The sequence below is a fragment of the Albidovulum litorale genome, from assembly GCF_025751495.1.
Lineage (GTDB): Bacteria > Pseudomonadota > Alphaproteobacteria > Rhodobacterales > Rhodobacteraceae > Albidovulum > Albidovulum litorale.
In genome coordinates this window covers 526035-551474 of sequence record NZ_JAOWKZ010000002.1, presented here as the reverse complement: position 1 = coordinate 551474, position 25440 = coordinate 526035, and the positions used below count along the sequence as shown (strand labels likewise).

The following is a 25440-nucleotide window of genomic DNA, read 5'->3' as shown; positions in this document are numbered from 1 at the left end:
AAGCGACGCGGCAAACGAAAAGGCCGGGGAAATCCCCGGCCTTGATCTTTAAGTGTCCTTGGCCGTTCAGTGCAGCTTGGTCTCGACCTCGCCAATCGCAGCGTCGATCAGCTTGTTCTTCTCGGCCGCCGACATCTGCTTGGCGATCAGGTCGCCCGCTGCCGCCACCGCGATATTGACCGCGCTGTTGCGCACTTCGCGCACTGCTGCGGCCTCTGCCGAGGCGATCTGATCCTCAGCCGCCGCAAGCCGCCGCGCGATCGAGGCCTTGAGGTCTTGCTTGGCCTGTTCGGCTGCTGCCATCGCCTCACGCTTCGCGGTTTCAACGATCCGCTCGGCCTGTTCCTGCACTTCCTTCTGCTTGCGCTCATAGGAGGCAAGGATGGAGCGTGCCTCGTCATGCAGCGCGCGCGCTTCATCGAGGTCGGACTTGATGCCAGCCGCGCGCTTGTCGAGGAGGTTGCCCAGCAGCGACGGGACCTTGAAGTAGATCAGCACGCCGACGAACAAGAGGAACGAAACCGTCACCACGAAGTCGGTGTTGCGGAGCGAGAAGAACGGCCCCGACGCCGCCATTGCGGGCGTCGCGGTCAGGGCGAGGAGTGTCACGAGTTTCTTCATGCCCTTACCCTTTCAGCCGTTCAGTGATCGCCGCCGTCACCGTCTTGGCATCGGCCTTGGCGCCGAAGGCCGCAACGATATCGCCAGCCGCCGACTTGGCGACCTCGGCCACGTCCTTGGCGGCATTGGCGCGGATCTCCTCGATCCGCTTGGCCGATTCAGCGGCTTTCGCGGCGATCTCGGCATCCGCCTTGGCGGTGGCCTTGTCGAGATCCTTCTGGATCTCGGACCGTGCTTCGGCGACGATTTTGTTCGCCTCGGCCCGCGCGTCGATCAGCGCCTGATTATAAGCCTTCTCGGCCTCTTCGGCCTTGGCCTTCAGGTCCTCGGCCGCGGCAAGGTCATTGGTGATCGTCGACTGACGATCCGCAATAATCCCGCCGATCCTCGGCAGCGCGATGCGCGAGAGGATGAAATAGATCACGATCAGCGCAACCACGAGCCAGAAGATCTGGTTCGGGAAGGTCGCGAAATCGAGCTGCGGCATGCCCGCGGATTCCGCCGCGTGTCCCGCCGCTTCGGCCGCGTGGCCGGCAGCTTCGCTCGCCGCTTCTGTCGTTGTGTTTGCCATCTCGGCCCCCTCGAAACCTGTTATACAACCCGGATGGGCGCATGTGCACCCATCCGGCCGTAAGGATGGTCAGTCGAGGTTCAGACGGCGAACATCAGCAGAAGTGCGACGAGGAACGAGAAGATCCCGAGCGCTTCGGCAAACGCGATGCCGATGAAGAGGGTCGCGGTCTGGCCAGCGGCCGCCGACGGGTTGCGCAGAGCACCGGCGAGGAAGTTGCCGGCGACGTTGCCCACACCCATGGCCGAGCCGCCCATGCCGATACAGGCAAGGCCAGCGCCGATGAATTTGCCGAGAGCTGCTGCTGCTGCGAGTTCCATGTTGATCTCCTTACGATTGGATTAGCAGTGTTGGTGAAAGACCTGGGTCAGTGGTGCGGATGCAGCGCATCCTTGAGGTAGACGCAGGTCAGGATGGTGAAGACATAGGCCTGAATGAAGGCCACGAGGATCTCGAGCCCGTACATCGCGGTGATGGCAAGGATCGAGAGTGGCGTAACGGCGATGCCGACGCCGGAGATGAGGACGAGGGGCGCGAAGGCCGCGAAAACCTTGATCACGGCGTGACCGGCCATCATGTTGCCGGCAAGTCGGATCGAGTGGCTGACGGGGCGCACGAAGTAGGAAATGATCTCGATCAGCGCCAGAACCGGGCGCAGCGCGAGGGGCGCCGACGAAACCCAGAAGAGCGACAGGAAACCCGCGCCGTTCTTGACGAAGCCGACGATGGTCACAGTCAGGAAGACGGCGACGGCCATCACGGCGGTCACGGCGATATGGCTCGTCGTGGTGAAGGCTTTCGGCAGAAGGCCGAGGAAGTTCGAAAACACGATGAAGCAGAAGAGCGTGAAGATATAGGGGAAGAACTTCAGCGCGTCCTTGCCGGCCACGTCCTCAACCATCTTATGGACGAAGCCATAGGCCAGTTCTGCCACCGACTGCATCCGGCTCGGGATGATCGCGCGGCCACGGGTGCCGAGCACGAAAAGCGCGGTGATCGCAAGAACCGTGATCGCCATCCAGAGCGTCACATTGGTGGGCGTCAGCATGCCGACACCCTCGCCGCCGAAGAGCGGCTTGACGATGAACTGATCCATCGGATGGAAAGTCAGACCTTCGCTTTGCTCTGCCGTCGCCACGTCTATTCCCCTTCGTCGCTCGCGGGCTTGCCCGCCGCCTGTGCGTCCTGGATTTCCTTGGCCGTGCGAAGCATCGTCTTCACCCCGGCCACGAAGCCCAGCAATATGAACAGCACCAGAAACAGCGGCATGGTCCCGAAGACCGTATCCAGCCCGTATCCGATACCGAAACCGATGCCCAATCCGGCCACCAGTTCGATCACCATCCGCCAGCCTTGGCTCGCGGCGGAATAATGTTCGTCCACCCGGGGCTTCGGCGCGCTGGCCTTTTTGATCTCAGCGAGCCGTTTCTCAAGCGCCTCAAGACGCTCAGGATCGGGCTCGTCGGACATCGAAAACGCCCCCTCGGACAGTTGCGCGATTGCTAGAGCGCGGGGGCGTTTGAGTCAATGCAGGGTTTCAAGCGGAGAATTCCATCTAAATTACTGATAATAAATAATTTAAATTCCGGCTCGATTTGACCAGATGCGCTCACCGCCCCACGAAATCGCTGGATCGCGTGTATTTGGCATATTCAACCACCCGGTTGAGGATTGCCGGGCGCACGTCTCAGAAGGCGCCGCACGATCCGCCCGTCGATGAAGAGAAGGCCAAGGAATATCAGCGCCATTCCGGCGATATGGGCCGTTGTCAGAACTTCGCCGAGGAAGATCACGCCGAGTGTCACCGCAGAAACCGGGGTTATGAAGGTGATCGTGGACGTCGTCGTCGCCCCCACCCTCGGCAGAAGCCAGAAGAGCAGGATGAACGAGGCCGCCGTGAGAACGAAACCGATGAAGAACAGCGCGCCCCATGTCGCGGGCTGCTGAATGACAGGAACGCCTTCGGTCAGTAGCACGACCGGGGCTAGCGCAATGGTTCCGGCCAGAAGCGACCACGCCGTAATCACCGCCGGATCGGTGCGGCCGAAGCGGCGGAACCAGTTGACCGCGAAACCGTAGCACAAAGGCGCAAGCATGCAGAACAAAAGCGCACCGAATTCACCGGAAGCCCCCTTTTCAAGCGCGGGCAGGGCCAGGGTTACGATACCTGCAAAACCCGCCGCGACACCGAGCGACTTCAACCATGTTGCCCGCTCGCCCCCCGGCCAGAGCTGCGAGACAATGACGACCATGACCGGTGTCAGCGCATTGATGATGCCCGCTTCACCCGAGGTGATGACCTGCTGTGCGGCCGGAAAGATGGTCAGGGGCACGGCATATTGCAGCAGACCGAAAACCGCGACATCCCGCAGGAAGGCGGGACTGACCTTGCCGATGCGCCCGCTCACCGCCAGCCAGAGCCAGCAACCGAGCGCCCCGAAGCCGACGCGGCCGAGCCCGGTCTGAAACGGGCCAAGCTCGCGCAGCAGGATCTCGTTGAAGAACATCGACGATCCCCAGCCGATGCCGAGAACAAAGATCAGGGCCCAGTATCTGAACGGCATGATTGTCTCCCTCACCCCTTGGCACCAAACACCGCTGCCGCACCGGCGTCCACCCGGAAGTTGCTGGTTTGGATGGCGCTTTGTGGCGCGGCTAATCACCACTTGTGATACCGGTCTTTCACGGAGCTGAGCGGCGGGCTAGGTTTGCACCATGACCCGACGCGCCCCGAGTCTCGACGCGATCTTCGCCGCCCTCGCCGACCCGACCCGGCGGGCGATCCTGACCATGCTTCTGGAAGACGACATGGCGGTGACCGATGTGGCCGAACCGTTCGAGATGTCACTGGCCGCGATATCAAAGCACCTTGTAGTGCTGGCCGAAGCCGGGCTGATCAGCCAGGAACGGCGCGGACGCGTCAAATGGTGCAAGCTCGAACCCGACGCAATGCGTGCCGCCACAGTCTGGATTCAGGGCTTCGGCCAGTTCGATCCGGTGGATTTCGACGCATTTGAACGCTTCCTTGCCACCGAATTGCCTGACCAGCCGTAATCCGATTGAGTGCCTGCAAGCGGACACAAGACATATCTCATGCCCGCCGCAAAGCAGCGGTCATTCGGATCGACGGGGACTCGGCGTTTCCTCTTTCAGGAGTAGGATCAGGGCCAGCGCTGTCATCCCCACACCCGCCGCCACAAGAAAAGGCGGGGCGGGCTGGCCGAGCGCGATCTGCCAGAGGATCACCCAGGACGGCGTCAGATAGGTATAGGCCATGACTTTGGAGGAGGGCAGGTGCAGGGTTGCGTATTGCAAAAGGAGGAAGGTCGCGGCACTGGCGAAGATTGTCGTATAGGCCAAGGTTACCCAGACGATCATGGGCAGCGCGGACCAGTCGGTCGCGCGGATCGCGCCCCAGCCATAGATCGTGGTCACGATGCTTCCGGCGATCAGCATGCCGAAGGTGAAGACAAGCGGGCTTTCCCCCCGGTTCAGGCGTCGGACAAGCGGGGTATAGACCGCATGCGCGATGCAGCCCACGAAATAGATCGCCTCGCCTCGCCCGACCTCGAAACGCATCAGTGCCGCGATGTCGGCGCGGAAGATCACCCAGAGCGCCCCTGCAGCGCCGATGGCGAGGGCCGCCGCGATGCGGGGTGTCGTGACCTGCCGCAGAAGGAGCCAGCCGAACCCGGCTGAAAGAACGGGTGTCAGCGTAAAGACGGCTGCCGCCGATACGGCGGGCGCGGTCTTCAGCCCTTCGAACATCAGGATGAAGTAGCTCGCGAAGATCGTTCCCAGGGCCGCATAGCGCCAGGGCGCTGCCAGCGCCTGTCGCGGCATGCCGGTTGTCGCGAAGACGAGGGCGCCGATGATCACCCCGGCAAGCAGGAACCGCAGGGCCGTAAAGGCTGTGGGCGAAATCAGGTTGGCCATCAGCGCGCCGAGCGAAAACGACCCAGCCACCAGCGCCGAGAAGAGCAGCATCGCCAGATGGCCGCGCATGGGCCCCGACATTGTCAGCACATTCCGCAGCCCTGCGCGTCTTCCTTAAGCGCCTTGAGGAAGAGCTGGATACGTGGCGTCCGGTGCAGATCGACATGGGTGACCAGCCACAACGGACTGTCCCACTCAGGTCTTTGCGGCAGCACTTCGACCAGCTCGGGATGGCGCCGCGCTAAGAGGACCGGCAGAAACCCAATCGCTGACCCGCCCGTCACCGCCTCGAGCACGACGCGGTCCTCATTTGCGCGGAAGGTGACGGCCCCCTCCGGCGCCAGCGCCATAAGCCAGCGGTAATACGGTGCCCGGCTTTCGGTATCGACTGGGCCGACGAACCGGTGACGTGGTAGGTCGGTCTCGCTTTCCGGCAAGCCGTGGCGGGCGATATAGGCCGGGCTGGCATAGAGCCCATGCCGGTGGGTGCAGAAACTCTGCACCACGTTATCGGGCTCCTGCGGCTTTCCACCTGCGCGGATCGCAACATGCGCCTCACCGTATTCCAACCGGAACAGGCGGGCGTCCGAGACATAGCGGACGCGGAGGTCGGGATAATCCGTTTGCAGCCGCACCAGCGTGGGCGTGACCAGATCGGAAAGACCGGGCAGCGAGGTCACAACGAGTTCACCCGTGATATCGTTGCCCGCCCCGGCGATGCGGGCGGCGAGATGGGCGAACTGATCCTCGGTCGCCTGGGCGACTTTCAGAAGCTCCTGTCCGGCCTCGGTCGCCGTGTAGCCGCGGGCGTGGCGCTGAAAGAGTTTCGCGCCAAGCCGCCCTTCGAGCGCGTCGATATGGCGGATTACGGTGGCGTGGTGGACACCCAGCACATCGGCGGCGCCGGACACCGTGCCGATACGGGCCACCTGGTAGGCTGTCCGTATCTCATCCCAGTTGTCCATCGCGTAGCTCCTTGAAATGTCTGACTTTACGTCAAGGTTTGTCACGAAAAGTTATTGTGCATCCGTGAACATGATCTAGGGAAAAAGCCGCATTTTCTGCGCGAATGCAATGCCTATCTCGGTGTCACGAACGGCGACCGGCACTTTCGAACCAACCGGTCGGGTTCCCCGAAACCGGCCCATCGCTCCCGGGCCACCCACATTGCGGGACATCCCGCGACACTGAAAGGACAGACCAATGATTGCTAAAGTAACCCTCTCCGCCCTCGCCCTTGCCCTTGCTGCCCCGGCCTTTGCCGCGACCCAGCTGGAACGCTCCGCCGGTGTTGAGCCGGGCGTCTATACGCAGGCCCAGATCGGTGAAATCGCTTCGGCTGACGAGGCAAATGAAGCGGCGCGGCTGAAGGCCTTCTATGCCGATGGCGGCAACACCGTTTCGCGCGCTGACTTCACGGCCACGGTCGCGACCGAGCGTGGCGGCTTCAGCAAAGGCTCCGACCGCTGATCCGGTGACCAGATGCACGGCGCGCGAGGGATATCCTTCGTGCGCCGTTCTTTTGTGCGGCCCGTTGATGAGGTTTATCTCAGTCGTTTAAGGACATCGAGGCTGGCATAACCATCCGGGACCAGACCTGCCTTGCGTTGAAATGCCCGGATCGCGGCGATTGTGTTGGGACCGATCTTGCCGTCGACGCCCTGAGTGTCAAAGCCCGCGCTTGTCAGCCGTTCCTGCAGTTCCCGCCGCTCGGCCAGCAGCAGCGCCCGGTCTTCCCGCGGCCAGTCGGCGCGGATCGGGTCGCCACCGCGGATTCGATCGGCAAGATGGCCAACCCCGATCACATAGGCATCCGCCGTGTTGTAGCGTTCGATGACGTGGAAGTTCTGGAAGATCATGAAAGCTGCACCTTTCGCCCCCGCCGGGAGCAGGATCGACGCGGGCCCGTGATCCGAGACCGGATTGCCCGCCATGTCACGGATACCCATTACGGCCCAGTCGGCAGGTGATTTCTTGATCCGCTCACCGGTCAGTTCCACGTCGAAGCCGTCGGGCAGACGCACCTCCACCCCCCAGGGCTGGCCCTTCGTCCAGCCGAATCCAGCCAGATAGGCGGCCGTTGAGGCGAGTGCGTCAGAAGGATCGTCGGACCAGATGTCGCGCTTGCCGTCACCGGTGAAGTCGACCGCGTAGTCGAGGTAGGAAGTCGGGATGAACTGCGTATGCCCCATTGCGCCCGCCCAGCTTCCGGTCATGGCGCGTGGATCGACATCACCTGCCTGAACAATCGTTAGCGCAGCGATCAGCTGGCTTTCGAAAAACGTGCCGCGCCGTCCATCGTAGGCCAGCGTTGCCAGTGCTTCGATCATCGGCGTTGAGCCGCGAAAGGTTCCATAGGCGCTTTCCAGACCCCAGATGGCCACCACGACTTCCTTCTCGACGCCGTAGGCCGCCTCGATCCGCTCCAGCAGGTCGCGGTTCGCCGCCAGTGCCGCCTTGCCGTTGGCGATCCGCGTGTCGGACGCCGCGCTGTCGAGGTAGTCCCAGATCGTCTTGGTGAATTCACTCTGGTTGCGGTCCTTCCCGATCACGTCGGTATTGTAGCCGATGCCGGTCATGGCGCGGTCAAAGACCGCAGCATCGATTCCCTTTGCCAGCGCGCGGCCGCGAAATTCCTCGATCCAACGATCAAAGCCTGCATTGGCGGTCACGGCCACCAACTTTTCGGGTCCATGCATGCTAATGTCCTGCGATCCCGCAAGTGAGGGCACCGCTCCGGAAGCCGAGGCTGCGCATGGCGCCACCGCCATGGTGATGACCAGCCCCACCTTTCTCAGCATCTCGCACCTGCCTGCTCGTTTCTTCGTTGGCGGAATTCTAGCGTGGAGGCGTCGTCCGAGAAAGCACGGAGTTCATCCCCGGCGGGAGCCCGCCAAATGCTACTTGCGGCGACGCGCGACCTTGCGCTTGACCTTGGCCGATTTCGCACGTGCCTTCCCCGCACGGCGGGCAACGGGTCCGCCACGCCGGGCCGAAGCGCCCGCCGCCATCGGCGCGCCTTCGATCTCCAGAAGCTCCAGCATCAGCCCGCCCGTGACCGGCACCGCCTCAGCCAGCCGGACCGTCACGCGCTGGCCCATGCCGATTACGGTTCCCGTATCCGCGCCCATCAGGGTCTGGGTTTTCGGGTCGTAATGGAAGAACTCGCGCCCCAGCGTCCGGATCGGGATCATGCCGTCCGCCCCGGTCTCATCCAGTTTCACGAAGAGGCCGAACCGCGCGATGCCGCTGATCCGTCCTGAAAACTCGTTTCCGACGCGCTCGGCGAGGTAGGACGCCAGATAACGGTCGGTCGTATCGCGTTCGGCGGCCATCGAGCGGCGCTCGGTATCCGAGATATGCTTGGCGGTGTCCTCCAGCATCTCGATATCCTGAGTTGACAGCCCGTCCTCGCCCCAACCATGGCCTAGGATCAGCGCCCGGTGCACGATCAGGTCGCTATAGCGCCGGATCGGTGAGGTGAAATGCGCGTAGTTTTTCAGCGCCAGCCCGAAATGGCCGAAATTCTCGGGGTTGTAATAGGCCTGCGTCATCGACCGCAAAGTGGTGATGTTCAGAAGCTCGTCGAAATCCGTGCCTTCGGCCTGCGCCAGAAGCTTGTTCAGATGCTCGGTCCGTAGGACCTGCCCCTTGGCGAGCGTGAAGCCCGACGCCACGGCAACCTCACGCAGCGCGTCGAGCTTGTCGGGGCTTGGTTCCTCATGCACCCGGAAGAGGAGCGGCCGGCGCAGGCGGATCAGTTCTTCGGCGGCGGCGACGTTGGCGAGGATCATGAATTCCTCGATCAGCCGATGGGCATCCAGACGGTCCTTGAAGGCGACCGAGAGAACCTCGCCCTCGTCGCTGAGGACAATCTTGCGTTCGGGCAGGTCGAGGTCGAGCGGCTGGCGCATGGCACGCGCGGTTTTCGTCGCCTCGTAGGCGGCATAGAGCGGTGCGATCACCTCGGGCAGAAGTTCCGCGCATCGCTCGTTTGGATTCCCGTCCTGAGCGTCCTGCACCTCGGTGTAGTTCAGGCTGGCAACCGATTTGATCATCGCGCGGGTGAAGCGGTGCGACACCTTCCGCCCTTTGGAATCGAGCTTCATCCAGACGGCCAGAACCGCCCGCGCGACACCTTCGTGCAGCGAACAGAGATCACCCGAGAGCCGGTCGGGCAGCATCGGCACGACGCGGTCGGGAAAATAGGTCGAATTGCCCCGGTGGCGCGCCTCGCGGTCGAGCGCCGAGCCCGGCGTCACGTAGTGCGCGACATCGGCGATGGCGACCCAGACGATATGGCCGCCTTCGTTCTTCGGGTCCTCGTCTGGATGGGCATAGCAGGCATCGTCATGGTCGCGGGCATCGGCGGGGTCGATGGTGATGAAGGGCAGATGGCGCAGATCCTCGCGGTCGCCCAGTGGCGCGGGCTTCATCGCGTCCGCTTCCTCGATCACCGCGTCCGGAAAGTCGTCGGGAATGCCGTGTTGGTGGATCGCGATCAGCGACACCGCTTTCGGCGCTGAAGGATCGCCCAGCCGTTCGATGATCCGCGCCTTGGGCAAGCCCATCCGGCCCTTCGGCCCGGCCTGCTCGGCCTCCACCAGTTCGCCGTCCTTCGCGCCCTGCGTCGCATCGGCGGCGACCAGCCATTCCTTTTCCGAGCCCTTGTCGATAGGCACGATCCGCCCGCCCTCCGTGGCCTTGCGGAAGATGCCGATGACCTTGTGGGGGTTCGCGCCGATCTTGCGTATCAGGCGCGCCTCATACTGGTAATCCTCGCCACGGACCTCGTTGACGCGGGCAAGGATGCGGTCGCCCTCGGCCACTGGCGCATCTGCCTTGCGCGGGCTGAAGAGGACACGCGGTTCCGGCCCCTCACCCTGCCATTCCATCGCCTTGGCGAACTGGTCGCCGTTGCGGTCAGGCGGCAGGATGGTGAGGATCGTGACCGGCGGCAGTTTGTCTGGGTCGCGATAGGTCTTGCGGCGGCGCTCCAGTGTGCCTTCCGCCTCAAGCTCTTTCAGCAAACGCTTCAGCTCGATCCGGTCGGCCCCCTTGATGCCGAAAGCCTTCGCGATGTCGCGCTTGGCGGTCAGGCCGGGATTATCGGCGATCCAGTCGAGAATTTCGGTTTTTGAGGGGATACGGGCCATGCCGCCTCGCTAGCACGACCGGACGGCGTCGTCATGCGGAAAGCGACGGCGGCAGGTCAGGCGAAATAGTCCCTGAGGATGCGCGAGTAAATCGCCTTCAATTGGCCGATCTGCGCGACCTCCACCCGTTCATCGACCTGATGCATGGTTTTACCGACAAGGCCGAACTCGACAACCGGGCAATGGTCCTTGACGAAGCGTGCATCCGACGTGCCGCCGGATGTGGAGAGTACGGGGGTCACCCCCGTCTCGGCCTCAACCGAAACCGCCACCATTCGAACGAAATCACCCGGCGGGGTCAGGAAACTTTCGCCGGAAACCACCACGTCGAGGGCGAAATTCACACCCGTTTCCGCCTGAATCGCCAGTGCATGCTCGCGAAGCCGGGCGGTGAGGGTTTCAGACGTATGGGCGTCGTTGAAGCGAATGTTGACCCGGGCGATCGCGCGGGCCGGGATGACATTGGTCGCGGTGTTCCCGGTATCAATGGTGGTGATGGCGAGGGTCGAGGCATCGAAATGCTCTGTACCTTCATCGAGCGGCTCGGAGGCCAGCCGGTCCATCACTCGCACCAGCGCGTGCAGCGGATTCTTCGCCCGGTGTGGATAGGCCGAATGGCCCTGTACCCCTTCGGCGGTGAAGGTCACCGACATCGAGCCGCGGCGGCCGATCTTCATCATCTCGCCCATCCGCTCCGGACAGGTCGGTTCCCCAACCAGGCAGACGGACATTGCCTCACCCCGCTCTGCCATCCAGTCCAGAAGCGCCAGTGTGCCGTCCTTGCCCGGCCCTTCCTCATCCCCGGTGATGGTCAGAAGAATGGCTCCGTCCGGCGGCGTTTCGCGCACAAAATCCACGGCGGCCGCGACGAAAGCCGCGACGCCGGACTTCATGTCGGTCGCCCCCCGACCCCAGAGCCAGCCATCGCTGATCTCGCCCCCAAACGGATCGCACGTCCAGGCGTCGGCATCGCCCACCGGCACCACATCGGTATGTCCATTGAAACCAAACGTACGGTTCGCACCCTTTCTGCCCCAGCGCGCAAAAAGGTTTGGCGTGCCGTTCCGGTCTACGCGGTGACAGTCGAAACCCGCATCCGCCAGAAGCTTCTGCAGCAGGACCAGTGCCCCGCCTTCCTCGGGCGTCACCGACGGGCAGCGGATGAGATCGGCAGTCAGTTGAACGGGGTCGATGTCGGTCGGCACGGGTGAATGCTCCTTCATATGTGCCCTAGCGATATCCCCTATGCTCCGGGCCTTCAATGCACCCGCTGTGACCCTGCTGCCACCTGATCGCTAATGGCATGAATACGTTTCAGAAAAGGGATTCACAACTGCCTGCCTATCGGTCATAATCGCCGCCACAACAAAGACCCGAGGCAGGGCAGACGCGACCGGGGCGGCAAACGCACCGGACAGAGCAGGCAACCAGACCGGGACCAGCCCGCTTTTTTGCGTATGCCCATTTCGTGGGGCAGGAGGCAGGCATGAGGTCCGTGGAGCTGGCTGGATGAGCTGGCGCGCACTTCGCAACAACGACGGTACGATCCATACCCCCTGTTCGGGCGAGGTTCCCGGCTGCCTTGGCTGGGGCACGCTGGTGATGGAGATCAATCTCGCCGCGCTTGCCCGGTCGCGTACGCCGCTGATCCGCCTGACGCCGAGGCGGGAGCCGGAACACATCTTCGCGCTGGAACGTACGCAGGACGGCCGTCTGCAACTCTTGCGGCGTCATGGCGGAGAGGTTGGCCATCTTTCGATCGGTCTCGGGCGTGAACCATCGATGGGTACACTGCGGCTGTCCTATCACTGGGATCACCATCGCGGCGTCAGCCTGATGACGGCCGAGAACCTGTCGAAGGGCACCATTCGGCAGCAGGAGGCGTCGCACGCGCTGCCGCTTCTTGCGGCGGAGATCGCCGCGCTCTTTGGCGGTGGTGGCGACAGCCATCTGCATCCCGCGCTCGACTGGATCGGGCTGGCCGATCACTGGCAGATCGTCGGCCCGATGCCGGGTCTTGCGGCGAGCACGTTGATCGAAACGGTGAACGGACCTTGTCCCGTTGCAATGCTGCGGCCCGGTGACATGGTATTGACTGCCGATGACGGACCGATGCCGGTCCTGTGGCAGGGCCGCGTATCGGTTCCGGCCATCGGCAGTTTCCGCCCGGTCCGTATTCTTGCGCCGTGTTTCGGGCTTGCCCGCGACATGGTGGTGCTGCCGGGCCAGCGCCTTGCCCTGTCAGGGGCCGATGTCGAATACCATTTCGGCGAGGAAGAGGTGCTGATCGAGGCGCGCCATCTGGCCAACGGCCAGACCGGTGTTTGGGAACCCGAAGCCGAAGTAAACGCTTGCCACGGAGTGCTGTTCGATCGCCACGCCCTGATCCGCGCCGACGGGCTTTGGACGGAAAGCCTGTATCTGGGTCGCATGGCCCGCAATCCCGATCTCGCCCGGTCTATTGCACCGGGGGCACTCGTGGAAACCGGACGCTTGCCGATCCATACCAGCCCGGCACGTCGCGAACTGATGGATTACGAGGCGCTCGCGCTGATGCTGTCGATGCTGAACAGCCGGTCGGCGGTTGCGGCCTGACGCTCAATAGTCGTGGACATGCTCCAGACGCGCTGGGCCAGTGTCCAACGCGCGGAGCGTCGGGCCAAGCTCGCTGACCGGGATCAGCAGCAGATGGCGGTAATCGTCTTGCCCTTGCCGCGCCATTGAGGCGAGGGCACCCGGCCAGTCCGGATCGTCAGACAGTACAGTCAGCAGGATATCGTCATTGCCCGCGATTTCGACGATTTCCGTCCCCCGGGCCGTCAGGTCCTGAAGGATAAGGGTATAGGCCGCGTAGCGGTCGGTCTCGATCTCGATACCCTCGGGTCTTGTGCCGATCAGCGCGACGCCGGGCACCTGCGCCAACGTTTCGGGGGGCAGCCCCCGAACGATCGAACGCAGGCGCAATTGATCGTGGCCCACCCCCTCCACCGCCGCCGCGATGACGCGGGCATAGGCTGCCTTCACGCGGTATTCTATTCCAAGCGCGACGGCTCGTTCCCGGTCGCGGAACGCATCTGTGCGACCTGCATCAAGGGCCCCCGCATCGGCTGTGAAATCCCAGCGATACCATGGCACCTGGCTGAGAAAGGCCGCGTAGTCGGCCGCCTGTCGGGCAGACAGAGTATCGAGTGGCGATTGGTCCGGTCCGCGCAGCCATGTGGCGATGCGGCCGAGGGTTTCCTCATAGGCCGCCTTGGCCAGCATTTCGGCGGTAAAGCTGACGCCGATTGTATAGACCATCTGCTTGGTCTCCCCCGGAAAGCCACCGTGATTGCCGGACGTCTCCGACAGATCACAAAGCGAGGACCAGAACCCGCCGATGGCGGCGAGAAAGCCGAAATCCTGTGGATCACCTTTGGCAATGACGGCGGCGTAATCCTCGTAGGCGTGGACGATATGCCATTCAGGATAGGTCAAAAGCGTCCGCGATTCCGGGCGCTGCCAGTCCGGCTCGGTGATGATCGGCTGGTAGTTGTCAGCAACCGGCGTCCCCCGGCAGGTGGTTTCGACCCAGAGGGCAGGGGCGACAAGTGCGACGACTAAAAGAACGACCGTCACCAGAGCCCGTTTCAGCCAGCGCCACAGGAACCGCATCAGGTCCGCCGGAACTTCAGGCCGGACAGGAGTGCGGCGCCGCCGAGGAGGATGTGCGGGGTATTGGCCGCGATCTTGAAGCCGAAGGGCAGGTCCTGCACGCCCCAGCGCCAGATGCCGAGGTCAAGATAACCCGATCCCGTCGCAAGCCCCAGCAATCCGTCGCCAAGATAGATGGCACCGAATGCGGTAAGGTAGAAGATCGCCGCCCGCCGCGACAGGATGGCTCCAAGGAAGGCCCAGAGCGCCGAACCGAGATGCAGGAGGTCATCGGCGATGTCGAGTTCGAAGACGCCGCAGATCAACCCCTGCTCATCCTTGAAGCCGGGGATGTAGTTCAGGCCCGCCACGAAGGCGAGGATCACGAAATAGCCCAGCGCGACCTTCTGCGGCGTGGTCATCGGTTTCATCAGCATGATCAGAGGATCCCCATGTAACGGTCCCACAGCGCGTTCCGAAGCAACAGTCCCGGATCGGCTGCCCGCTTCGCCGCGACAAACTCATGTGCGCGGGCATATCCAGCGGTGAACTGATCAGGCCGCGCATGGGGACGGTAGGGCAGGTAATAGGTGCCGCACAAAGCGATCACCCGGTCAATCAGCGCCTCGGTCATCCGCGTCATGTCAGCCTCGGCCCGGGCGGTCATTTCCTGACTGAAAAGCATCACGGCGGCGATGCGCGGGCCGGGCGCAAAGGCCAGAAGACTGTCGATGTCGGGCTCCAGCCAGCGCAGCGTTACGTTCAGCAGTTCCTGATACGATCCCGGTATCACGTCGCGGCAGACGGTCAGGAAATCGGCGAAGCGCTCTGGCGGGACGAAATATTCGTGCAGGATGTCGGTGCGGGTTGGGTCGCGGTCATCAAGCGTAATGACGGGCTCGTTCAGAAGCGAATTGCGCGTGACCGGACCGCCGCCGACACGCGGGCCGACATCGGTTTCGGTCCGCCACCGCCAGCGTTTCACCCGTTCCCGCCCCAGCTGGGCGCGGAAGATGTGGCGCGACGCTTTCGAGATGAAGCCCGAGGTCGAGGCGGGCGGCAGGTCCGACTGGTCGGCCGAGGGGCGGTAGGTGATCATCAGCGCGTCTTCGAAGAACCGCGAGCGGTCGACGTTCAGACGGCCATAGGCCATGTCGACCATGCCGTCCTTTACGGCAGTGGCGAAGGCCGGTCCGAAGGCCTCGCCCGGCATCTCCTGATAAGTCGGGTCAAGGCGCAGGTTCGGCGCCATCTCGACCTCCAGTTCGGTGATCAGGCCGATGAGGCCGTACCCGCCCATTGCTGCGCGGAAGAGTTCGGCGTTTTCATCGCGCGAAGCGCGGAGGAGCGTGCCATCGGGCATCACCATCGTCACCGCAAGGACAGTGGAGCCCATCGGCCCAAGTGGCGCGGGCCAGCCATGGGCGTTGACCGAAAATGTCGCGGCCACGCCGAAATCGTGGTTTGACTGCATGACTTTCGGCGAAAAGCCGATCGGGTCGAGTGCCGCGATGACGTCGGACCATCGCGCGCCGGCATGGACGCGATAGATGCCCGCAGCCGGGTCAGGTTCCACCGTGGCATTGCGGAAGGTCACGGCATGGCCATCGCGCGGGATCGCCTGCCCACCCATCGAATGGCGCGCGGCGCCGATATTGACGGGGCGGCCTGCGGCGGCGGCTTCCTTTAGTTCGGCGCGCAGCCGCGCGACCAAAGCCTCGCCCGGGTCCTCTTCCACAACCAGATGTCTGTGGATCGGCGTTTCTGAGAGAAGCGAGGCATCGTTCAGTGTGGTTTCGCTGCCCTTGGACGCCATCACCCCGGAGCCGTCCAGCACCGGCAGGCGCGCCGCAAATCCCGTCACACCCCAGCCCCCCAAAGCTGCCCCGCCCAGAAGCAGGGCACCGCGCCGCGTCAATCCCGCCATGATCTTCTCCCTCCGGGTCGGATCCTATTCAGAGGATGACTTGGGCTTTAATATGGCCAGCGCACAGTCGGTTATTCCCCACCTGCACCGTGGTCTCAGAGGTCGAATGTCGCGAAAACCGGCGCGTGGTCTGAGGGTTGTTCCCACCCCCGCGCGGCGCGCAGCACCCGGCTGCCATGCGCGGCATTGGCGATATCGGGCGTTGCCCAGACATGGTCCAGCCTGCGACCCTTGTCGGCCGCGTCCCAGTCGGGCGAACGGTAGGACCACCAGCTGTAAAGAAGTCCCTCGGGGATGTCCTTACGGGTGACATCGACCCATTTCCCGGCTTCCATCGCTTGCCCGAGATGTTCCACTTCGACGGGCGTATGGCTGACGATTTTCAGAAGCTGCTTGTGCGACCACACGTCATCCTCACGCGGGGCGATGTTCAGATCACCGACAAGGATCGACTTCTTCGGCTTGTCGGAATGCGCCCAGTCCCGCATTGCGGTGACATAATCGAGCTTTTGGCCGAATTTCTCGTTCTGCTCCCGGTCGGGGATGTCGCCGCCCGCAGGCACATAGAAATTGTGGATCGTGACGCCGTTTTCCAGTTGCCCGGCAATGTGGCGGGCATGGCCGAGATCGACGAAATCATGCGCCGCCACTTCCTTCATTGGCAGTTTGGAGAAGATCGCGACGCCGTTATAGCCCTTCTGCCCGCGTGCCACCATGTGGGTGTAGCCGAGTGCCTGGAATCCCTCGACCGGGATCTTCTCGACCGGCGATTTGCATTCCTGAAGGCAGAGGATATCGGGCGCTTCCTCGCGCATCAGCTTCTGCACCAGCCCTTCTCGCAGACGGACGGAGTTGATGTTCCAGGTGGCGATGGTGAAGGGCATGCGGGTCTCCTCGTCTTGCGCCGCGCGACCTTAGCTGGCCCTGTCAGCGGCGGCAACGTGCCGGACGACAGGATCGTGACTTGAGCCTGCGGCACGACCATGCAAGATCGGCGCCGATACCGATCTTGGAAGGATTGACCATGCGCCTGCTGCTGTCCCTCGCCCTGTACGCGCTTCTGGCGCTGCCCGCCGCCGCGCGGCCGCTGACCCCGGCAGAGGGCGAAAGCCTTGGGAAAGCCGTTGATCTCTATCTTGCCGCTATCGGCAGAGGCGATGCGGTAAAGATCGTCGGCGCGCTGCCGCCGCGTATGCTCAATGTGTTCGCCGGGGCGACCGGGGTTGAGGCGGACAAGCTGACCGACACGCTCGTCGAACAGACCAGGGCGATGGCCAAGACCGCGAAGTTCAGGGACCTGGCGGCGGGGCGGGCGGGTCCTGATGCCGGGGACGAAGCTCTTGCAGATGGCACCAAGGTGATCTGGGTTTTGTTGCCAACAACATTCACGACCGAAAGCAAGGGCCAGAAAACCCGCCACGAACAGCCGCTTCTGGCACTGAACGAGGGTGGTGCTTGGTATTTCCTGCGGATCGAGGGACCTCAGAGCCAGCAGCTCGTCTCGATCGCGTATCCGTTCCTGGCCGAGGTCGAGTTTCCGCCAGCGAAGGCCGCTGCGAAACAGTGACCGGCCGATTGTGCCGAGAAACGGGGCACAGGTTCTTCATGAAGGATCATGGTCCGGCGCAGTTGATTTGCGACCGGTTGAGCCGCAATACGGACGCATTCGATCGGGTCGAATATGGCGTCACGGGGGCATTCGGCGGATTTCGGTGCGAATCGTCTGCCAACGGTCTGGAGTGCCGGAACCTCGATAATCACGCCTTCTTTCTGTCGCACGTGCGGCAGTTGGTGTTCTGACGCGCCGGTGCCGGCGCCTGTTGTCATTGAAAACCCTTGCAACTTCGGCGGACAAAAAAAGGCCGGGCACAAGGCCCGGCCAGTCCAACAGGGAGGATGCCGCATCATAACCCCGGTGCGGCGAGGGGATTCGATTGTCTCATGCCACTAAACGATAGCCGCCAGATTCGGTCACAAGAAGGCGCGCATTTGACGGATCTGGTTCTATTTTTTGTCTCAGCCGGTAGATGTGTGTTTCCAAAGTGTGCGTAGTCACACCGGCGTTGTAGCCCCAGACCTCATGCAGCAGCACGTCGCGCGCCACCACGCCTTCGGTCGCGCGGTATAGGAATTTGAGGATATTCGTCTCTTTTTCCGTCAGGCGGATTTTCCGGTCACGCTCGTCGATCAGCATCTTCATGGCAGGCTTGAACGTATAGGGTCCAAGCTGGAAAATCGCGTCCTCGGACTGCTCATGGGTGCGTAGCTGGGCGCGGATGCGGGCGAGCAGGACCGGGAACTTGAACGGCTTGGTAATATAGTCGTTGGCGCCCGCGTCGAGGCCGAGGATCGTATCGGCATCGCCGTCATGGCCGGTCAGCATCAGGATCGGGCATTTGACGCCCTGCTTGCGCATCTTCTTGCAAAGCTCACGTCCATCCGTGTCCGGCAGGCCGACATCGAGGATGACGAGATCGTAGATACCTTCCTTGACCTTCTCGATCGCGTCATGGCCGTTGCCGGCTTCAAAAACGTCGAAATCCTCGGTCGAAACCAGTTGTTCAGCCAAAGCCTCGCGCAGGTCTTCCTCGTCATCGACGAGCAGGATTTTCTTAAGATTGGCCATAACCATGCCTCCATATTCCCCCAACAGATGCGTGTGAGGTGCGCATTCGACAAGTCACGCGCCCGCGATTTCACGCGCTCGTGTCGCTGGGGCGGGAAATGTTTCAATTTATGTCGCGTCAGACTATCTAGGAGGGCGACAGACAGCGCGGAATGTAACATGCAGCTTGGCCCCGATATCGTCGAACGCCTGAACCGCGCCCGCGCCGATCTGCGCATGGGGGTGCCGGTGGTGCTGTGTGCCGGTGAAGGTGCCGTGCTGGCGTTGGCCGCCGAGGCACTGGTTCCTGCGCGATTTGCGGCCCTCTCGGCGCTTGGTCCGACCATCATGGCGATCACCTCAAGGCGCGCCGAAACGCTTAAGGCCCGCGCCTATGACGGCGATATCGCCCGGCTGACCGTGCCCGGCGATGCGACACCGGCCTGGGTCACGGCCATCGCCGATCCGGCTGACGATCTGCGTTCGCCGATGAAGGGACCCTTTCTGTCAGTGCGCGAGGGCGACCCGACCCTTGCCCGCGCGGCGATCCAGTTGGCCAAATCCGCGCGGCTACTTCCCGCCGCGTTGCTCGTGCCCGTAACCGATCCCGCAGGTATCGCTGCTGCTGAGGGGTTGACGCTCATCGACTGGGACAAGGCTGCCCCTGAGATTGCCCGGGCAAGTGCGTTGCATCCCGTCATCCATGCCCGCCTGCCGATGGAGGCGGCCGAGGCCGGGCGGCTGCATGTCTTCCGTCCCGAGGATGGTGGCGAAGAGCATTACGCCATCGAAATCGGCCAGCCCCCGCGCGACAGACCGGTTCTGGCGCGGCTGCATTCAGCCTGTTTCACCGGTGATTTGCTGGGCAGTCTGAAATGCGATTGCGGTCCGCAGCTACGGGCCGCCCTTGGCCAGATGGGGGCGGAAGGGGCTGGCGTTCTCCTCTACCTCAATCAGGAAGGCCGCGGCATTGGTCTTGCCAACAAGATGCGGGCATATTCATTACAGGATCAGGGGTTCGACACGGTCGAGGCCAATCACCGGCTGGGTTTCGAGGATGACGAACGCGATTTCCGGCTGGGCGCGGCGCTTCTGAAGAAGATGGGCTTCAGTGCGGTCCGACTTCTGACCAACAACCCCGCCAAGATCCGCATGATGGAGGCGAACGGCATTAGGGTTGCCGAACGCGTGCCCCTTAAGGTCGGCCGCACAAGGCATAACGAGGGCTACCTCGCCACCAAGGCGCGGAAGTCCGGCCACCTGCTATGAGCCCTGCCGATCTTGTCCTGACGCCGACCGGCCTGCGTTTCATGGGCCGGACTTTCCCCGTCTCCATCGGCCGTGGCGGGATCACCACCGACAAGCGCGAAGGAGACGGCGCGACCCCAGCCGGCATCCACCGGATCATCGGCCTTCTCTATCGCGCCGACCGGATCGCCGCGACTGCGCTGCCGCCGTGGGCCCAGCCGATCCATCTTGAGGACCGCTGGTGTGATCTTTCGGGCCATCCCGACTACAACCACCTGACCCGCAAATCCTTTGGCAAAAGCGCCGAGCGTCTCCGCCGCGCCGATCCGCTTTATGACCTGATCCTGCCACTTGACTGGAACTGGCCCGAAGCGGTGCCCGGCAAGGGTTCGGCCATCTTCATCCACGGATGGCGCCGTCCGGGCTATCCGACGGCGGGCTGCCTTGCCTTTGCGCGCGCCAACCTGTTCTTCATTGCCCGCCACGCGGCACCGGGCACGCGGGTCATCGTGGCGCCGCGAAACTGACCCCTTGGCACGTAACGAAGACCGGTACAGAGCGGAAATTGCAACGCCTGACCGGCCCGTGTCGGATTCCAATGAAAGGATGTCCGAACTTGGCATAGCATGACCGCGCCGTGTTGGGGCATCTAGCAAGCATGTAGCGCAGGGGATGTCATGCACTATTCGGGCTTCAAGGTTATCAAAGAGGCGCTGACCGGCCACAAAGGCTGGAAACCCGCGTGGCGGGACCCGCAGCCTCAGGACCGGTATGACTATGTCATCATTGGCGGTGGCGGGCACGGGTTGGCGACGGCCTATTATCTGGCCAAGGAGTTCGGCAAGGCGCGTATCGCAGTTCTGGAAAAGGGCTGGATCGGCGGCGGCAATGTGGGCCGCAACACCACGATCATCCGTTCCAACTACCTGCTGGATGGCAACGAGCCTTTCTACGAGTTCTCGATGAAGCTCTGGGAAGGGCTGGAGCAGGATTTCAACTTCAACGCCATGGTCAGCCAGCGTGGCGTGCTGAACCTCTGCCACACGGATGCGCAGCGCGACGCCTACCGGCGGCGCGCCAATGCGATGCGGTTGAACGGTGTCGACTCCGAACTCCTAGATGCCGAGGGTGTGCGCCGGATGGCGCCGTTCCTGAATTTCGACAATGCCCGCTTCCCGATCAAGGGCGGCCTTTTGCAGCCGCGCGGCGGCACGGTGCGTCACGATGCGGTGGCCTGGGGCTATGCACGTGGCGCCGACAGCCGCGGCGTCGATATCATCCAGAACTGCGAGGTCACCGGCTTTCGCATCGAGAACGGCAAGGTCACGGGCGTCGAAACCTCGCGCGGCTTCATCGGCGCGGGCAAGGTCGGCTGTGCGGTGGCGGGGTCTTCGGGCCGGGTCATGGCGATGGCGGGGATCAACCGCCTGCCGATTGAAAGCCATGTCTTGCAGGCCTTTGTCTCCGAAGGACTGAAGCCGGTCATTCCGGGCGTCATCACCTATGGCGCGGGCCATTTCTATGTCAGCCAGTCCGACAAGGGCGGCCTCGTCTTCGGTGGCGATATCGACGGCTACAACTCCTATGCCCAGCGCGGTAACCTGCCGGTGGTGGAGGATGTCTGCGAAGGCGGCATGAGCCTGATGCCGATGATCGGCCGCGCGCGTCTGTTGCGCATGTGGGGCGGGATCATGGACATGTCGATGGACGGCTCGCCCATCATCGACCGGACCGATGTGGATGGGCTCTATTTCAACGGGGGCTGGTGTTATGGTGGCTTCAAAGCAACGCCTGCCTCCGGCTGGTGCTTTGCCCATCTTCTGGCCACCGACACGCCACACGACACCGCAAAAGCCTATCGTTTCGACCGGTTCCGCAAGGGATTGATGATCGACGAAAAGGGTATGGGCGCGCAGCCCAACCTGCATTGATGGGGCCAGACAGATGATCATCAATCACCCGCTTCTTGGTCCCCGCGACAGCCAGGAATTTACCTATCTCGGCGATGCGAGCCTGATCGACCGGCCTGACTGGCAAGCCGAGGATGCCGTGGACCGGTTCTACGACTATCTTTACGAACGTGAGAACCCGGCCGGCGAACACCGCGAATTGTGGTTCCACGAACAGGGCGACCGGTCCTGGCTGGTCGTCACCCGCAATACGCTGACACATGAGATCACCAAGGTCGAACTGGCCCGCGATGTGGCCCGGGCAAGGGGACGTGGCAAATGAGCCAGATCAACCGGATCAGCGGTGGCCAGATCGACCGCGGGAACACGCTCAATTTCAGCTTTGATGGCAAGAGCTATCAGGGCCATCCCGGCGATACGCTCGCCTCGGCGCTTCTGGCCAACGGCGTGCTGCTGATGGGGCGGTCGTTCAAATACCACCGCCCGCGCGGCCTGCTGAGCTCGGGCTCGGAAGAGCCGAACGCGCTGGTCGAACTTCGCACCGGCGCGCGGCAGGAACCAAATACGCGGGCTACGGTGGCCGAACTTTTCGACGGGCTGGAGGCGCGTAGCCAGAACCGCTGGCCCTCGCTTGCTTTCGACGCGATGGGGATCAACGACAAGCTGTCGCCCTTCTTCGCGGCAGGCTTCTACTACAAGACCTTCATGTGGCCGAAGGCGTTCTGGGAAAAGCTCTACGAGCCGATCATTCGCCGCGCCGCTGGTCTCGGCAGCCTGTCGATGGAGGCGGACCCGGATACCTACGACAAGGGTTTTCTGCACTGTGACCTTCTGATCATCGGCGCAGGGCCTTCCGGCCTCGCGGCTGCGCTCACAGCCGGACGGGCAGGGGCCGACGTCATCCTCGCCGACGAGGATTTCGCGCTGGGCGGGCGCCTCAACTCTGAGACGTTCACCCTTGGTGATGCTTCGGGCGCGGACTGGGCTGCGGTAACGGTCGCCGAACTCGCCAGCCTGCCCAATGTGCGGCTGATGCCGCGCACCACGGTTCTCGGCGCCTTCGATCACGGGATCTATGGCGCGCTGGAGCGGGTTTCGGATCATGTCGCGGTGCCGGCCAGCGGCAAGCCGCGCCAGACGCTGTGGCGGATCTATACGAAACGCAGCCTCCTGTGCGCAGGCTCGACCGAACGGCCCATCGCCTTCGACAACAATGACCGTCCCGGCATCATGCTGGCCGGATCGCTGCGGGCCTTTGCCAACCGCTGGGCCGCCGTACCCGACCGGCAGGTCGCGATCTTTACCAACAACGATGATGGGCACCGCACGGCGACAGACCTGCTGGCCCGGGGTGTCCGCGTGGCCGCGATCATCGACACCCGTGCGGATGCACCGCGCATGGCGGATTGCGAGCTTCTAGCCGGGGCCGAGGTCATCGACAGCAAAGGGCGGCTGGGCCTGAATTCGATCACCGTGCGAATGGCCGGTGGCCAGACGCGGCAGATCGACTGCGGCGCTCTTGGCGTATCGGGCGGCTGGAACCCGAACGTGCACCTGACCTGCCACCAGCGAGGCATCCCGATCTGGAACGAGGCGCTTGCGGCCTTCGTTCCCGGCAAGAACCCGACCGGCATGTCGGTGGCCGGGGCCGCCAACGGCGCCTTCTCGACCGCTGCCGCGCTCGCGTCCGGGGTCGACGGCGCTGTCCGGGCACTGGCCGATCTGGGCGTCAAGGCGAAAGCCGCCGATCTGCCGCAGGCCGAGGATGCGCCGATCAACCTCAAACCCTTCTGGTACGTGAAGGGTGCGAGCCGCGCCTGGATCGACCAGCAGAACGATGTGACCGTCAAGGACGTGAAGCTTGCCCATCAGGAAGGCTATCGTTCAGTCGAGCATCTGAAGCGCTACACCACGCTCGGCATGGCGACCGATCAGGGCAAGACTGCGAATATGGGCGGGCTTGCGATCATGGCCGAGATGACGGGAAAATCGATCCCGGAAACCGGCACCACGATCTTCCGTCCGCCCTATACGCCCGTGCCCATCGCGGCCTTCGCGGGCCGCTCGGCGGGGGCCGATTTCCGCCCCGTGCGGCTGACGCCGAGCCACGTCTGGGCCGCCGAACAGGGCGCGGTCTTTGTTGAGGTCGGCATGTGGAAACGCGCCCAGTGGTTCCCGAAACCCGGCGAAACCCATTGGCGCCAGTCGGTCGATCGCGAGGTTCTGGCAACGCGGAAATCGGTGGGCATCTGCGATGTGACGACACTCGGCAAGATCGACGTGCAGGGCACCGATGCGGCCGAATTCCTCAACCGCATCTACGTCAACGCCTTCGGCAAGCTCGCCGTCGGCAAGGTCCGTTACGGGCTGATGCTGCGCGAGGACGGGATGGTCATGGATGACGGCACCACCGCCCGTCTGGCCGAGGACCATTTTATCACCACGACCACGACCGCAAACGCCGTCGGCGTTTACCGCCATATGGAGTTCTGCCGCCAGTGCCTCTGGCCCGATCTCGACGTGCAGATCATCTCCACCACCGAGGCATGGGCGCAGTTCTCTGTCGCCGGTCCCAACGCCCGCAAGCTGTTGCAGAAGATCGTCGATGCCGAACATGACATCTCGAACGAGGCCTTCCCCTACATGGCCTGCGGCGAGATCACGGTTTGCGGCGGTCTCCGCGCGCGGCTCTTCCGCATCTCGTTCTCGGGCGAACTTGCCTATGAAATTGCCGTGCCGACGCGCTACGGCGACGGGCTCATCCGGGCGATGGTGGAGGCGGGCCGCGAATTCGACGCGGTCGTTTACGGGACCGAGGCGCTGGGCGTCATGCGGATCGAAAAGGGCCACGCAGCGGGCAATGAGCTGAACGGCACGACGACGGCGCTGAACCTCGGCATGGGCGGAATGGTGTCGAAAAAGAAGGACTCCATCGGCTCCACGCTCTCGGAACGCGAGGGGCTGAACCGCGACGATGCGCTGAACCTCGTGGGCTTCCGCCCGGTTGACCGCAGCCGGGCTTTCGTCGCCGGGTCGCATTTCATCAACAAGGGCGACGTGGCCAATGCTGCCAACGATCAGGGCTACATGACCTCGGTCGCGTATTCGCCGAATCTCGGCCATACGGTCGGGCTCGGCTTTCTGAAGAACGGGGCAAACCGCAAGGGAGAGATCCTGCGTGCGGTGAACCCGGTCGCCAATGAAGAGGTCGAGGTCGAAGTGGTCAGCGCCTATTTTGTCGACCCGGAAGGGGAGCGTCTGCGTGCATAATCTGGCAGCCATCACGCCGCTTGGCGGTGCAAACGCCCGCGAGGATCGGATCGGCGGGATCACCATTGCTGAAAATCCGGGTCGCGCCATGGCATCGCTTACGACGCGCTTGGGTCGCGACGCCGATGTCGCGAAGGCCGCGAAGAAACTCTTTGGTTTCGCCCTGCCGGAGCCCGGCCGGATGGAGTCGAAGGGCGACTGGGCCGCATTCTGGACCGGTCCCGGTCAATGGATGGTAACTGCGCCCTTCGAGGGCCACGAAGATATCGCGCCGATTGTAAAGGCGGGCCTCGGCGACGCCGCCTCGATCACCGAACAGACCGATGGCTGGGCGCAGTTTGATGTCGGTGGTTCTGGTGTGGTTGATATGCTGGAACGTCTCTGCCCGGTCCCGTCCCGCCGGATGAAGGCGGGCGACGCCACACGGACCTCCATTGAGCATCTCGGCTGTTTCGTCCTTTGCCGTACGACCGGCGAGGCGTTCACCGTGATTTGCCCGAGGTCTTCGGCGGCATCAATGCATCATGCACTTTCGATAGCGGCGCGAAGCATCGTCTGAGCGC

26 protein-coding genes are annotated in these 25440 nt (G+C 63.3%); 10 read left to right on the top strand and 16 right to left on the bottom strand.

Annotated elements, in window-relative coordinates:
* Nucleotides 1-66: 66 nt before the first annotated feature.
* The 6 genes from OEZ71_RS08530 to OEZ71_RS08505 form a co-directional block, all read right to left on the bottom strand.
* Complete coding sequence (locus tag OEZ71_RS08530; protein ID WP_263739519.1) at nt 67-621, bottom strand: F0F1 ATP synthase subunit B; 555 nt, start codon at nt 619-621, stop codon at nt 67-69.
* Nucleotides 622-625: 4 nt separating this feature from the next.
* Nucleotides 626-1192 carry a F0F1 ATP synthase subunit B' gene (locus tag OEZ71_RS08525; RefSeq protein WP_263739518.1) on the bottom strand — a complete coding sequence of 189 codons (567 nt, stop codon included), beginning with the start codon at nt 1190-1192 and terminating at the stop codon, nt 626-628.
* 80 nt (nt 1193-1272) lie between these two features.
* Entirely contained in the window at nt 1273-1512 is a 240-nt protein-coding gene (locus OEZ71_RS08520; RefSeq protein ID WP_263720507.1) for a F0F1 ATP synthase subunit C, read from the bottom strand.
* A 47-nt stretch (nt 1513-1559) separates the two neighbouring features.
* Nucleotides 1560-2330, bottom strand: coding sequence for a F0F1 ATP synthase subunit A (locus OEZ71_RS08515; protein ID WP_263739517.1), 771 nt, complete (start codon nt 2328-2330; stop codon nt 1560-1562).
* Between the two features lie 2 nt (nt 2331-2332).
* A complete protein-coding gene (locus OEZ71_RS08510) occupies nt 2333-2662 on the bottom strand; it encodes an AtpZ/AtpI family protein (protein WP_263739516.1) in 330 nt (109 codons plus the stop codon).
* A 182-nt stretch (nt 2663-2844) separates the two neighbouring features.
* Nucleotides 2845-3756 carry a DMT family transporter gene (locus OEZ71_RS08505; protein ID WP_263739515.1) on the bottom strand — a complete coding sequence of 304 codons (912 nt, stop codon included), beginning with the start codon at nt 3754-3756 and terminating at the stop codon, nt 2845-2847.
* Between the two features lie 151 nt (nt 3757-3907).
* Between OEZ71_RS08505 and OEZ71_RS08500 the strand changes: the two genes are divergently transcribed.
* Nucleotides 3908-4246, top strand: a complete 339-nt coding sequence (locus tag OEZ71_RS08500) for an ArsR/SmtB family transcription factor (RefSeq protein ID WP_263739514.1) — start codon at nt 3908-3910, stop codon at nt 4244-4246.
* A 60-nt stretch (nt 4247-4306) separates the two neighbouring features.
* Here OEZ71_RS08500 and OEZ71_RS08495 read toward each other — a convergent pair whose 3' ends face one another.
* A complete protein-coding gene (locus OEZ71_RS08495; protein ID WP_263739513.1) occupies nt 4307-5209 on the bottom strand; it encodes a DMT family transporter in 903 nt (300 codons plus the stop codon).
* A gap of 2 nt (nt 5210-5211) precedes the next feature.
* Nucleotides 5212-6093, bottom strand: a complete 882-nt coding sequence (locus OEZ71_RS08490; RefSeq protein ID WP_263739512.1) for a LysR family transcriptional regulator — start codon at nt 6091-6093, stop codon at nt 5212-5214.
* Nucleotides 6094-6331: 238 nt separating this feature from the next.
* Here OEZ71_RS08490 and OEZ71_RS08485 point away from each other — a divergent pair, with 238 nt between their 5' ends.
* Complete coding sequence (locus tag OEZ71_RS08485) at nt 6332-6598, top strand: hypothetical protein (protein ID WP_263739511.1); 267 nt, start codon at nt 6332-6334, stop codon at nt 6596-6598.
* Between the two features lie 74 nt (nt 6599-6672).
* Here OEZ71_RS08485 and OEZ71_RS08480 read toward each other — a convergent pair whose 3' ends face one another.
* The 3 genes from OEZ71_RS08480 to dapE all read right to left on the bottom strand — a co-directional run bounded on the left by OEZ71_RS08480 (nt 6673) and on the right by dapE (nt 11507).
* A complete protein-coding gene (locus tag OEZ71_RS08480; RefSeq protein WP_412175613.1) occupies nt 6673-7929 on the bottom strand; it encodes a lytic murein transglycosylase in 1257 nt (418 codons plus the stop codon).
* Nucleotides 7930-8028: 99 nt separating this feature from the next.
* The gene (rnr, locus tag OEZ71_RS08475) at nt 8029-10284 is read right to left on the bottom strand and encodes a ribonuclease R (protein WP_263739510.1); all 2256 of its coding nucleotides are present in this window, start codon (nt 10282-10284) and stop codon (nt 8029-8031) included.
* Nucleotides 10285-10340: 56 nt separating this feature from the next.
* A complete protein-coding gene (gene dapE, locus OEZ71_RS08470; RefSeq protein ID WP_263739509.1) occupies nt 10341-11507 on the bottom strand; it encodes a succinyl-diaminopimelate desuccinylase in 1167 nt (388 codons plus the stop codon).
* A gap of 286 nt (nt 11508-11793) precedes the next feature.
* Here dapE and OEZ71_RS08465 point away from each other — a divergent pair, with 286 nt between their 5' ends.
* Entirely contained in the window at nt 11794-12879 is a 1086-nt protein-coding gene (locus OEZ71_RS08465; RefSeq protein WP_263739508.1) for a Hint domain-containing protein, read from the top strand.
* Between the two features lie 3 nt (nt 12880-12882).
* Here OEZ71_RS08465 and OEZ71_RS08460 read toward each other — a convergent pair whose 3' ends face one another.
* From OEZ71_RS08460 to OEZ71_RS08445, 4 genes are all read right to left on the bottom strand, one after another.
* Nucleotides 12883-13938 carry a hypothetical protein gene (locus tag OEZ71_RS08460; protein ID WP_263739507.1) on the bottom strand — a complete coding sequence of 352 codons (1056 nt, stop codon included), beginning with the start codon at nt 13936-13938 and terminating at the stop codon, nt 12883-12885.
* Nucleotides 13938-14354 carry a hypothetical protein gene (locus OEZ71_RS08455; RefSeq protein ID WP_263739506.1) on the bottom strand — a complete coding sequence of 139 codons (417 nt, stop codon included), beginning with the start codon at nt 14352-14354 and terminating at the stop codon, nt 13938-13940. The genes OEZ71_RS08460 and OEZ71_RS08455 overlap by 1 nt, the downstream gene beginning before the upstream one ends.
* Before the next feature lie 2 nt (nt 14355-14356).
* Entirely contained in the window at nt 14357-15844 is a 1488-nt protein-coding gene (locus tag OEZ71_RS08450; protein ID WP_263739505.1) for an FAD-binding oxidoreductase, read from the bottom strand.
* Between the two features lie 95 nt (nt 15845-15939).
* On the bottom strand, nt 15940-16728 hold the full coding sequence (locus tag OEZ71_RS08445; RefSeq protein WP_263739504.1) for an exodeoxyribonuclease III: 789 nt from the start codon (nt 16726-16728) through the stop codon (nt 15940-15942).
* A 140-nt stretch (nt 16729-16868) separates the two neighbouring features.
* Here OEZ71_RS08445 and OEZ71_RS08440 point away from each other — a divergent pair, with 140 nt between their 5' ends.
* On the top strand, nt 16869-17411 hold the full coding sequence (locus OEZ71_RS08440; protein ID WP_263739503.1) for a hypothetical protein: 543 nt from the start codon (nt 16869-16871) through the stop codon (nt 17409-17411).
* A 372-nt stretch (nt 17412-17783) separates the two neighbouring features.
* Here OEZ71_RS08440 and OEZ71_RS08435 read toward each other — a convergent pair whose 3' ends face one another.
* Nucleotides 17784-18470, bottom strand: a complete 687-nt coding sequence (locus OEZ71_RS08435; protein ID WP_263739502.1) for a response regulator transcription factor — start codon at nt 18468-18470, stop codon at nt 17784-17786.
* 159 nt (nt 18471-18629) lie between these two features.
* Here OEZ71_RS08435 and ribA point away from each other — a divergent pair, with 159 nt between their 5' ends.
* The 6 genes from ribA to OEZ71_RS08405 all read left to right on the top strand — a co-directional run bounded on the left by ribA (nt 18630) and on the right by OEZ71_RS08405 (nt 25436).
* Entirely contained in the window at nt 18630-19718 is a 1089-nt protein-coding gene (gene ribA / locus OEZ71_RS08430) for a GTP cyclohydrolase II (RefSeq protein ID WP_263739501.1), read from the top strand.
* Nucleotides 19715-20224 (top strand): L,D-transpeptidase family protein, encoded by a 510-nt coding sequence (locus OEZ71_RS08425; protein ID WP_263739500.1) that lies wholly within the window; start codon nt 19715-19717, stop codon nt 20222-20224. Before ribA ends, OEZ71_RS08425 begins: the two co-directional genes overlap by 4 nt.
* Before the next feature lie 150 nt (nt 20225-20374).
* The gene (locus OEZ71_RS08420) at nt 20375-21628 is read left to right on the top strand and encodes a sarcosine oxidase subunit beta family protein (RefSeq protein WP_263739499.1); all 1254 of its coding nucleotides are present in this window, start codon (nt 20375-20377) and stop codon (nt 21626-21628) included.
* 13 nt (nt 21629-21641) lie between these two features.
* Nucleotides 21642-21929 (top strand): sarcosine oxidase subunit delta, encoded by a 288-nt coding sequence (locus tag OEZ71_RS08415; protein ID WP_263739498.1) that lies wholly within the window; start codon nt 21642-21644, stop codon nt 21927-21929.
* A complete protein-coding gene (locus OEZ71_RS08410) occupies nt 21926-24877 on the top strand; it encodes a sarcosine oxidase subunit alpha family protein (RefSeq protein WP_263739497.1) in 2952 nt (983 codons plus the stop codon). The genes OEZ71_RS08415 and OEZ71_RS08410 overlap by 4 nt, the downstream gene beginning before the upstream one ends.
* A complete protein-coding gene (locus OEZ71_RS08405; protein WP_263739496.1) occupies nt 24870-25436 on the top strand; it encodes a sarcosine oxidase subunit gamma in 567 nt (188 codons plus the stop codon). The genes OEZ71_RS08410 and OEZ71_RS08405 overlap by 8 nt, the downstream gene beginning before the upstream one ends.
* Nucleotides 25437-25440 lie beyond the last annotated feature (4 nt).

Excerpts from the sequence above, each read along its gene's own strand:
- OEZ71_RS08455 (WP_263739506.1), bottom strand. The coding sequence starts at position 14,354 with ATGCTGATGAAACCGATGACCACGCCGCAGAAGGTCGCGCTGGGCTAT.
- ribA (WP_263739501.1), top strand. The coding sequence starts at position 18,630 with ATGCAGCTTGGCCCCGATATCGTCGAACGCCTGAACCGCGCCCGCGCC.
- OEZ71_RS08435 (WP_263739502.1), bottom strand. The coding sequence starts at position 18,470 with ATGGCCAATCTTAAGAAAATCCTGCTCGTCGATGACGAGGAAGACCTG.
- OEZ71_RS08510 (WP_263739516.1), bottom strand. The coding sequence starts at position 2,662 with ATGTCCGACGAGCCCGATCCTGAGCGTCTTGAGGCGCTTGAGAAACGG.
- OEZ71_RS08440 (WP_263739503.1), top strand. The coding sequence starts at position 16,869 with ATGCGCCTGCTGCTGTCCCTCGCCCTGTACGCGCTTCTGGCGCTGCCC.
- OEZ71_RS08490 (WP_263739512.1), bottom strand. The coding sequence starts at position 6,093 with ATGGACAACTGGGATGAGATACGGACAGCCTACCAGGTGGCCCGTATC.
- OEZ71_RS08415 (WP_263739498.1), top strand. The coding sequence starts at position 21,642 with ATGATCATCAATCACCCGCTTCTTGGTCCCCGCGACAGCCAGGAATTT.
- OEZ71_RS08480 (WP_412175613.1), bottom strand. The coding sequence starts at position 7,929 with ATGCTGAGAAAGGTGGGGCTGGTCATCACCATGGCGGTGGCGCCATGC.
- OEZ71_RS08530 (WP_263739519.1), bottom strand. The coding sequence starts at position 621 with ATGAAGAAACTCGTGACACTCCTCGCCCTGACCGCGACGCCCGCAATG.
- OEZ71_RS08500 (WP_263739514.1), top strand. The coding sequence starts at position 3,908 with ATGACCCGACGCGCCCCGAGTCTCGACGCGATCTTCGCCGCCCTCGCC.
- OEZ71_RS08445 (WP_263739504.1), bottom strand. The coding sequence starts at position 16,728 with ATGCCCTTCACCATCGCCACCTGGAACATCAACTCCGTCCGTCTGCGA.
- OEZ71_RS08420 (WP_263739499.1), top strand. The coding sequence starts at position 20,375 with ATGCACTATTCGGGCTTCAAGGTTATCAAAGAGGCGCTGACCGGCCAC.
- OEZ71_RS08460 (WP_263739507.1), bottom strand. The coding sequence starts at position 13,938 with ATGCGGTTCCTGTGGCGCTGGCTGAAACGGGCTCTGGTGACGGTCGTT.
- OEZ71_RS08520 (WP_263720507.1), bottom strand. The coding sequence starts at position 1,512 with ATGGAACTCGCAGCAGCAGCAGCTCTCGGCAAATTCATCGGCGCTGGC.
- OEZ71_RS08410 (WP_263739497.1), top strand. The coding sequence starts at position 21,926 with ATGAGCCAGATCAACCGGATCAGCGGTGGCCAGATCGACCGCGGGAAC.
- dapE (WP_263739509.1), bottom strand. The coding sequence starts at position 11,507 with ATGAAGGAGCATTCACCCGTGCCGACCGACATCGACCCCGTTCAACTG.
- OEZ71_RS08450 (WP_263739505.1), bottom strand. The coding sequence starts at position 15,844 with ATGGCGGGATTGACGCGGCGCGGTGCCCTGCTTCTGGGCGGGGCAGCT.
- OEZ71_RS08425 (WP_263739500.1), top strand. The coding sequence starts at position 19,715 with ATGAGCCCTGCCGATCTTGTCCTGACGCCGACCGGCCTGCGTTTCATG.
- OEZ71_RS08505 (WP_263739515.1), bottom strand. The coding sequence starts at position 3,756 with ATGCCGTTCAGATACTGGGCCCTGATCTTTGTTCTCGGCATCGGCTGG.
- rnr (WP_263739510.1), bottom strand. The coding sequence starts at position 10,284 with ATGGCCCGTATCCCCTCAAAAACCGAAATTCTCGACTGGATCGCCGAT.
- OEZ71_RS08495 (WP_263739513.1), bottom strand. The coding sequence starts at position 5,209 with ATGTCGGGGCCCATGCGCGGCCATCTGGCGATGCTGCTCTTCTCGGCG.
- OEZ71_RS08525 (WP_263739518.1), bottom strand. The coding sequence starts at position 1,192 with ATGGCAAACACAACGACAGAAGCGGCGAGCGAAGCTGCCGGCCACGCG.
- OEZ71_RS08465 (WP_263739508.1), top strand. The coding sequence starts at position 11,794 with ATGAGCTGGCGCGCACTTCGCAACAACGACGGTACGATCCATACCCCC.
- OEZ71_RS08485 (WP_263739511.1), top strand. The coding sequence starts at position 6,332 with ATGATTGCTAAAGTAACCCTCTCCGCCCTCGCCCTTGCCCTTGCTGCC.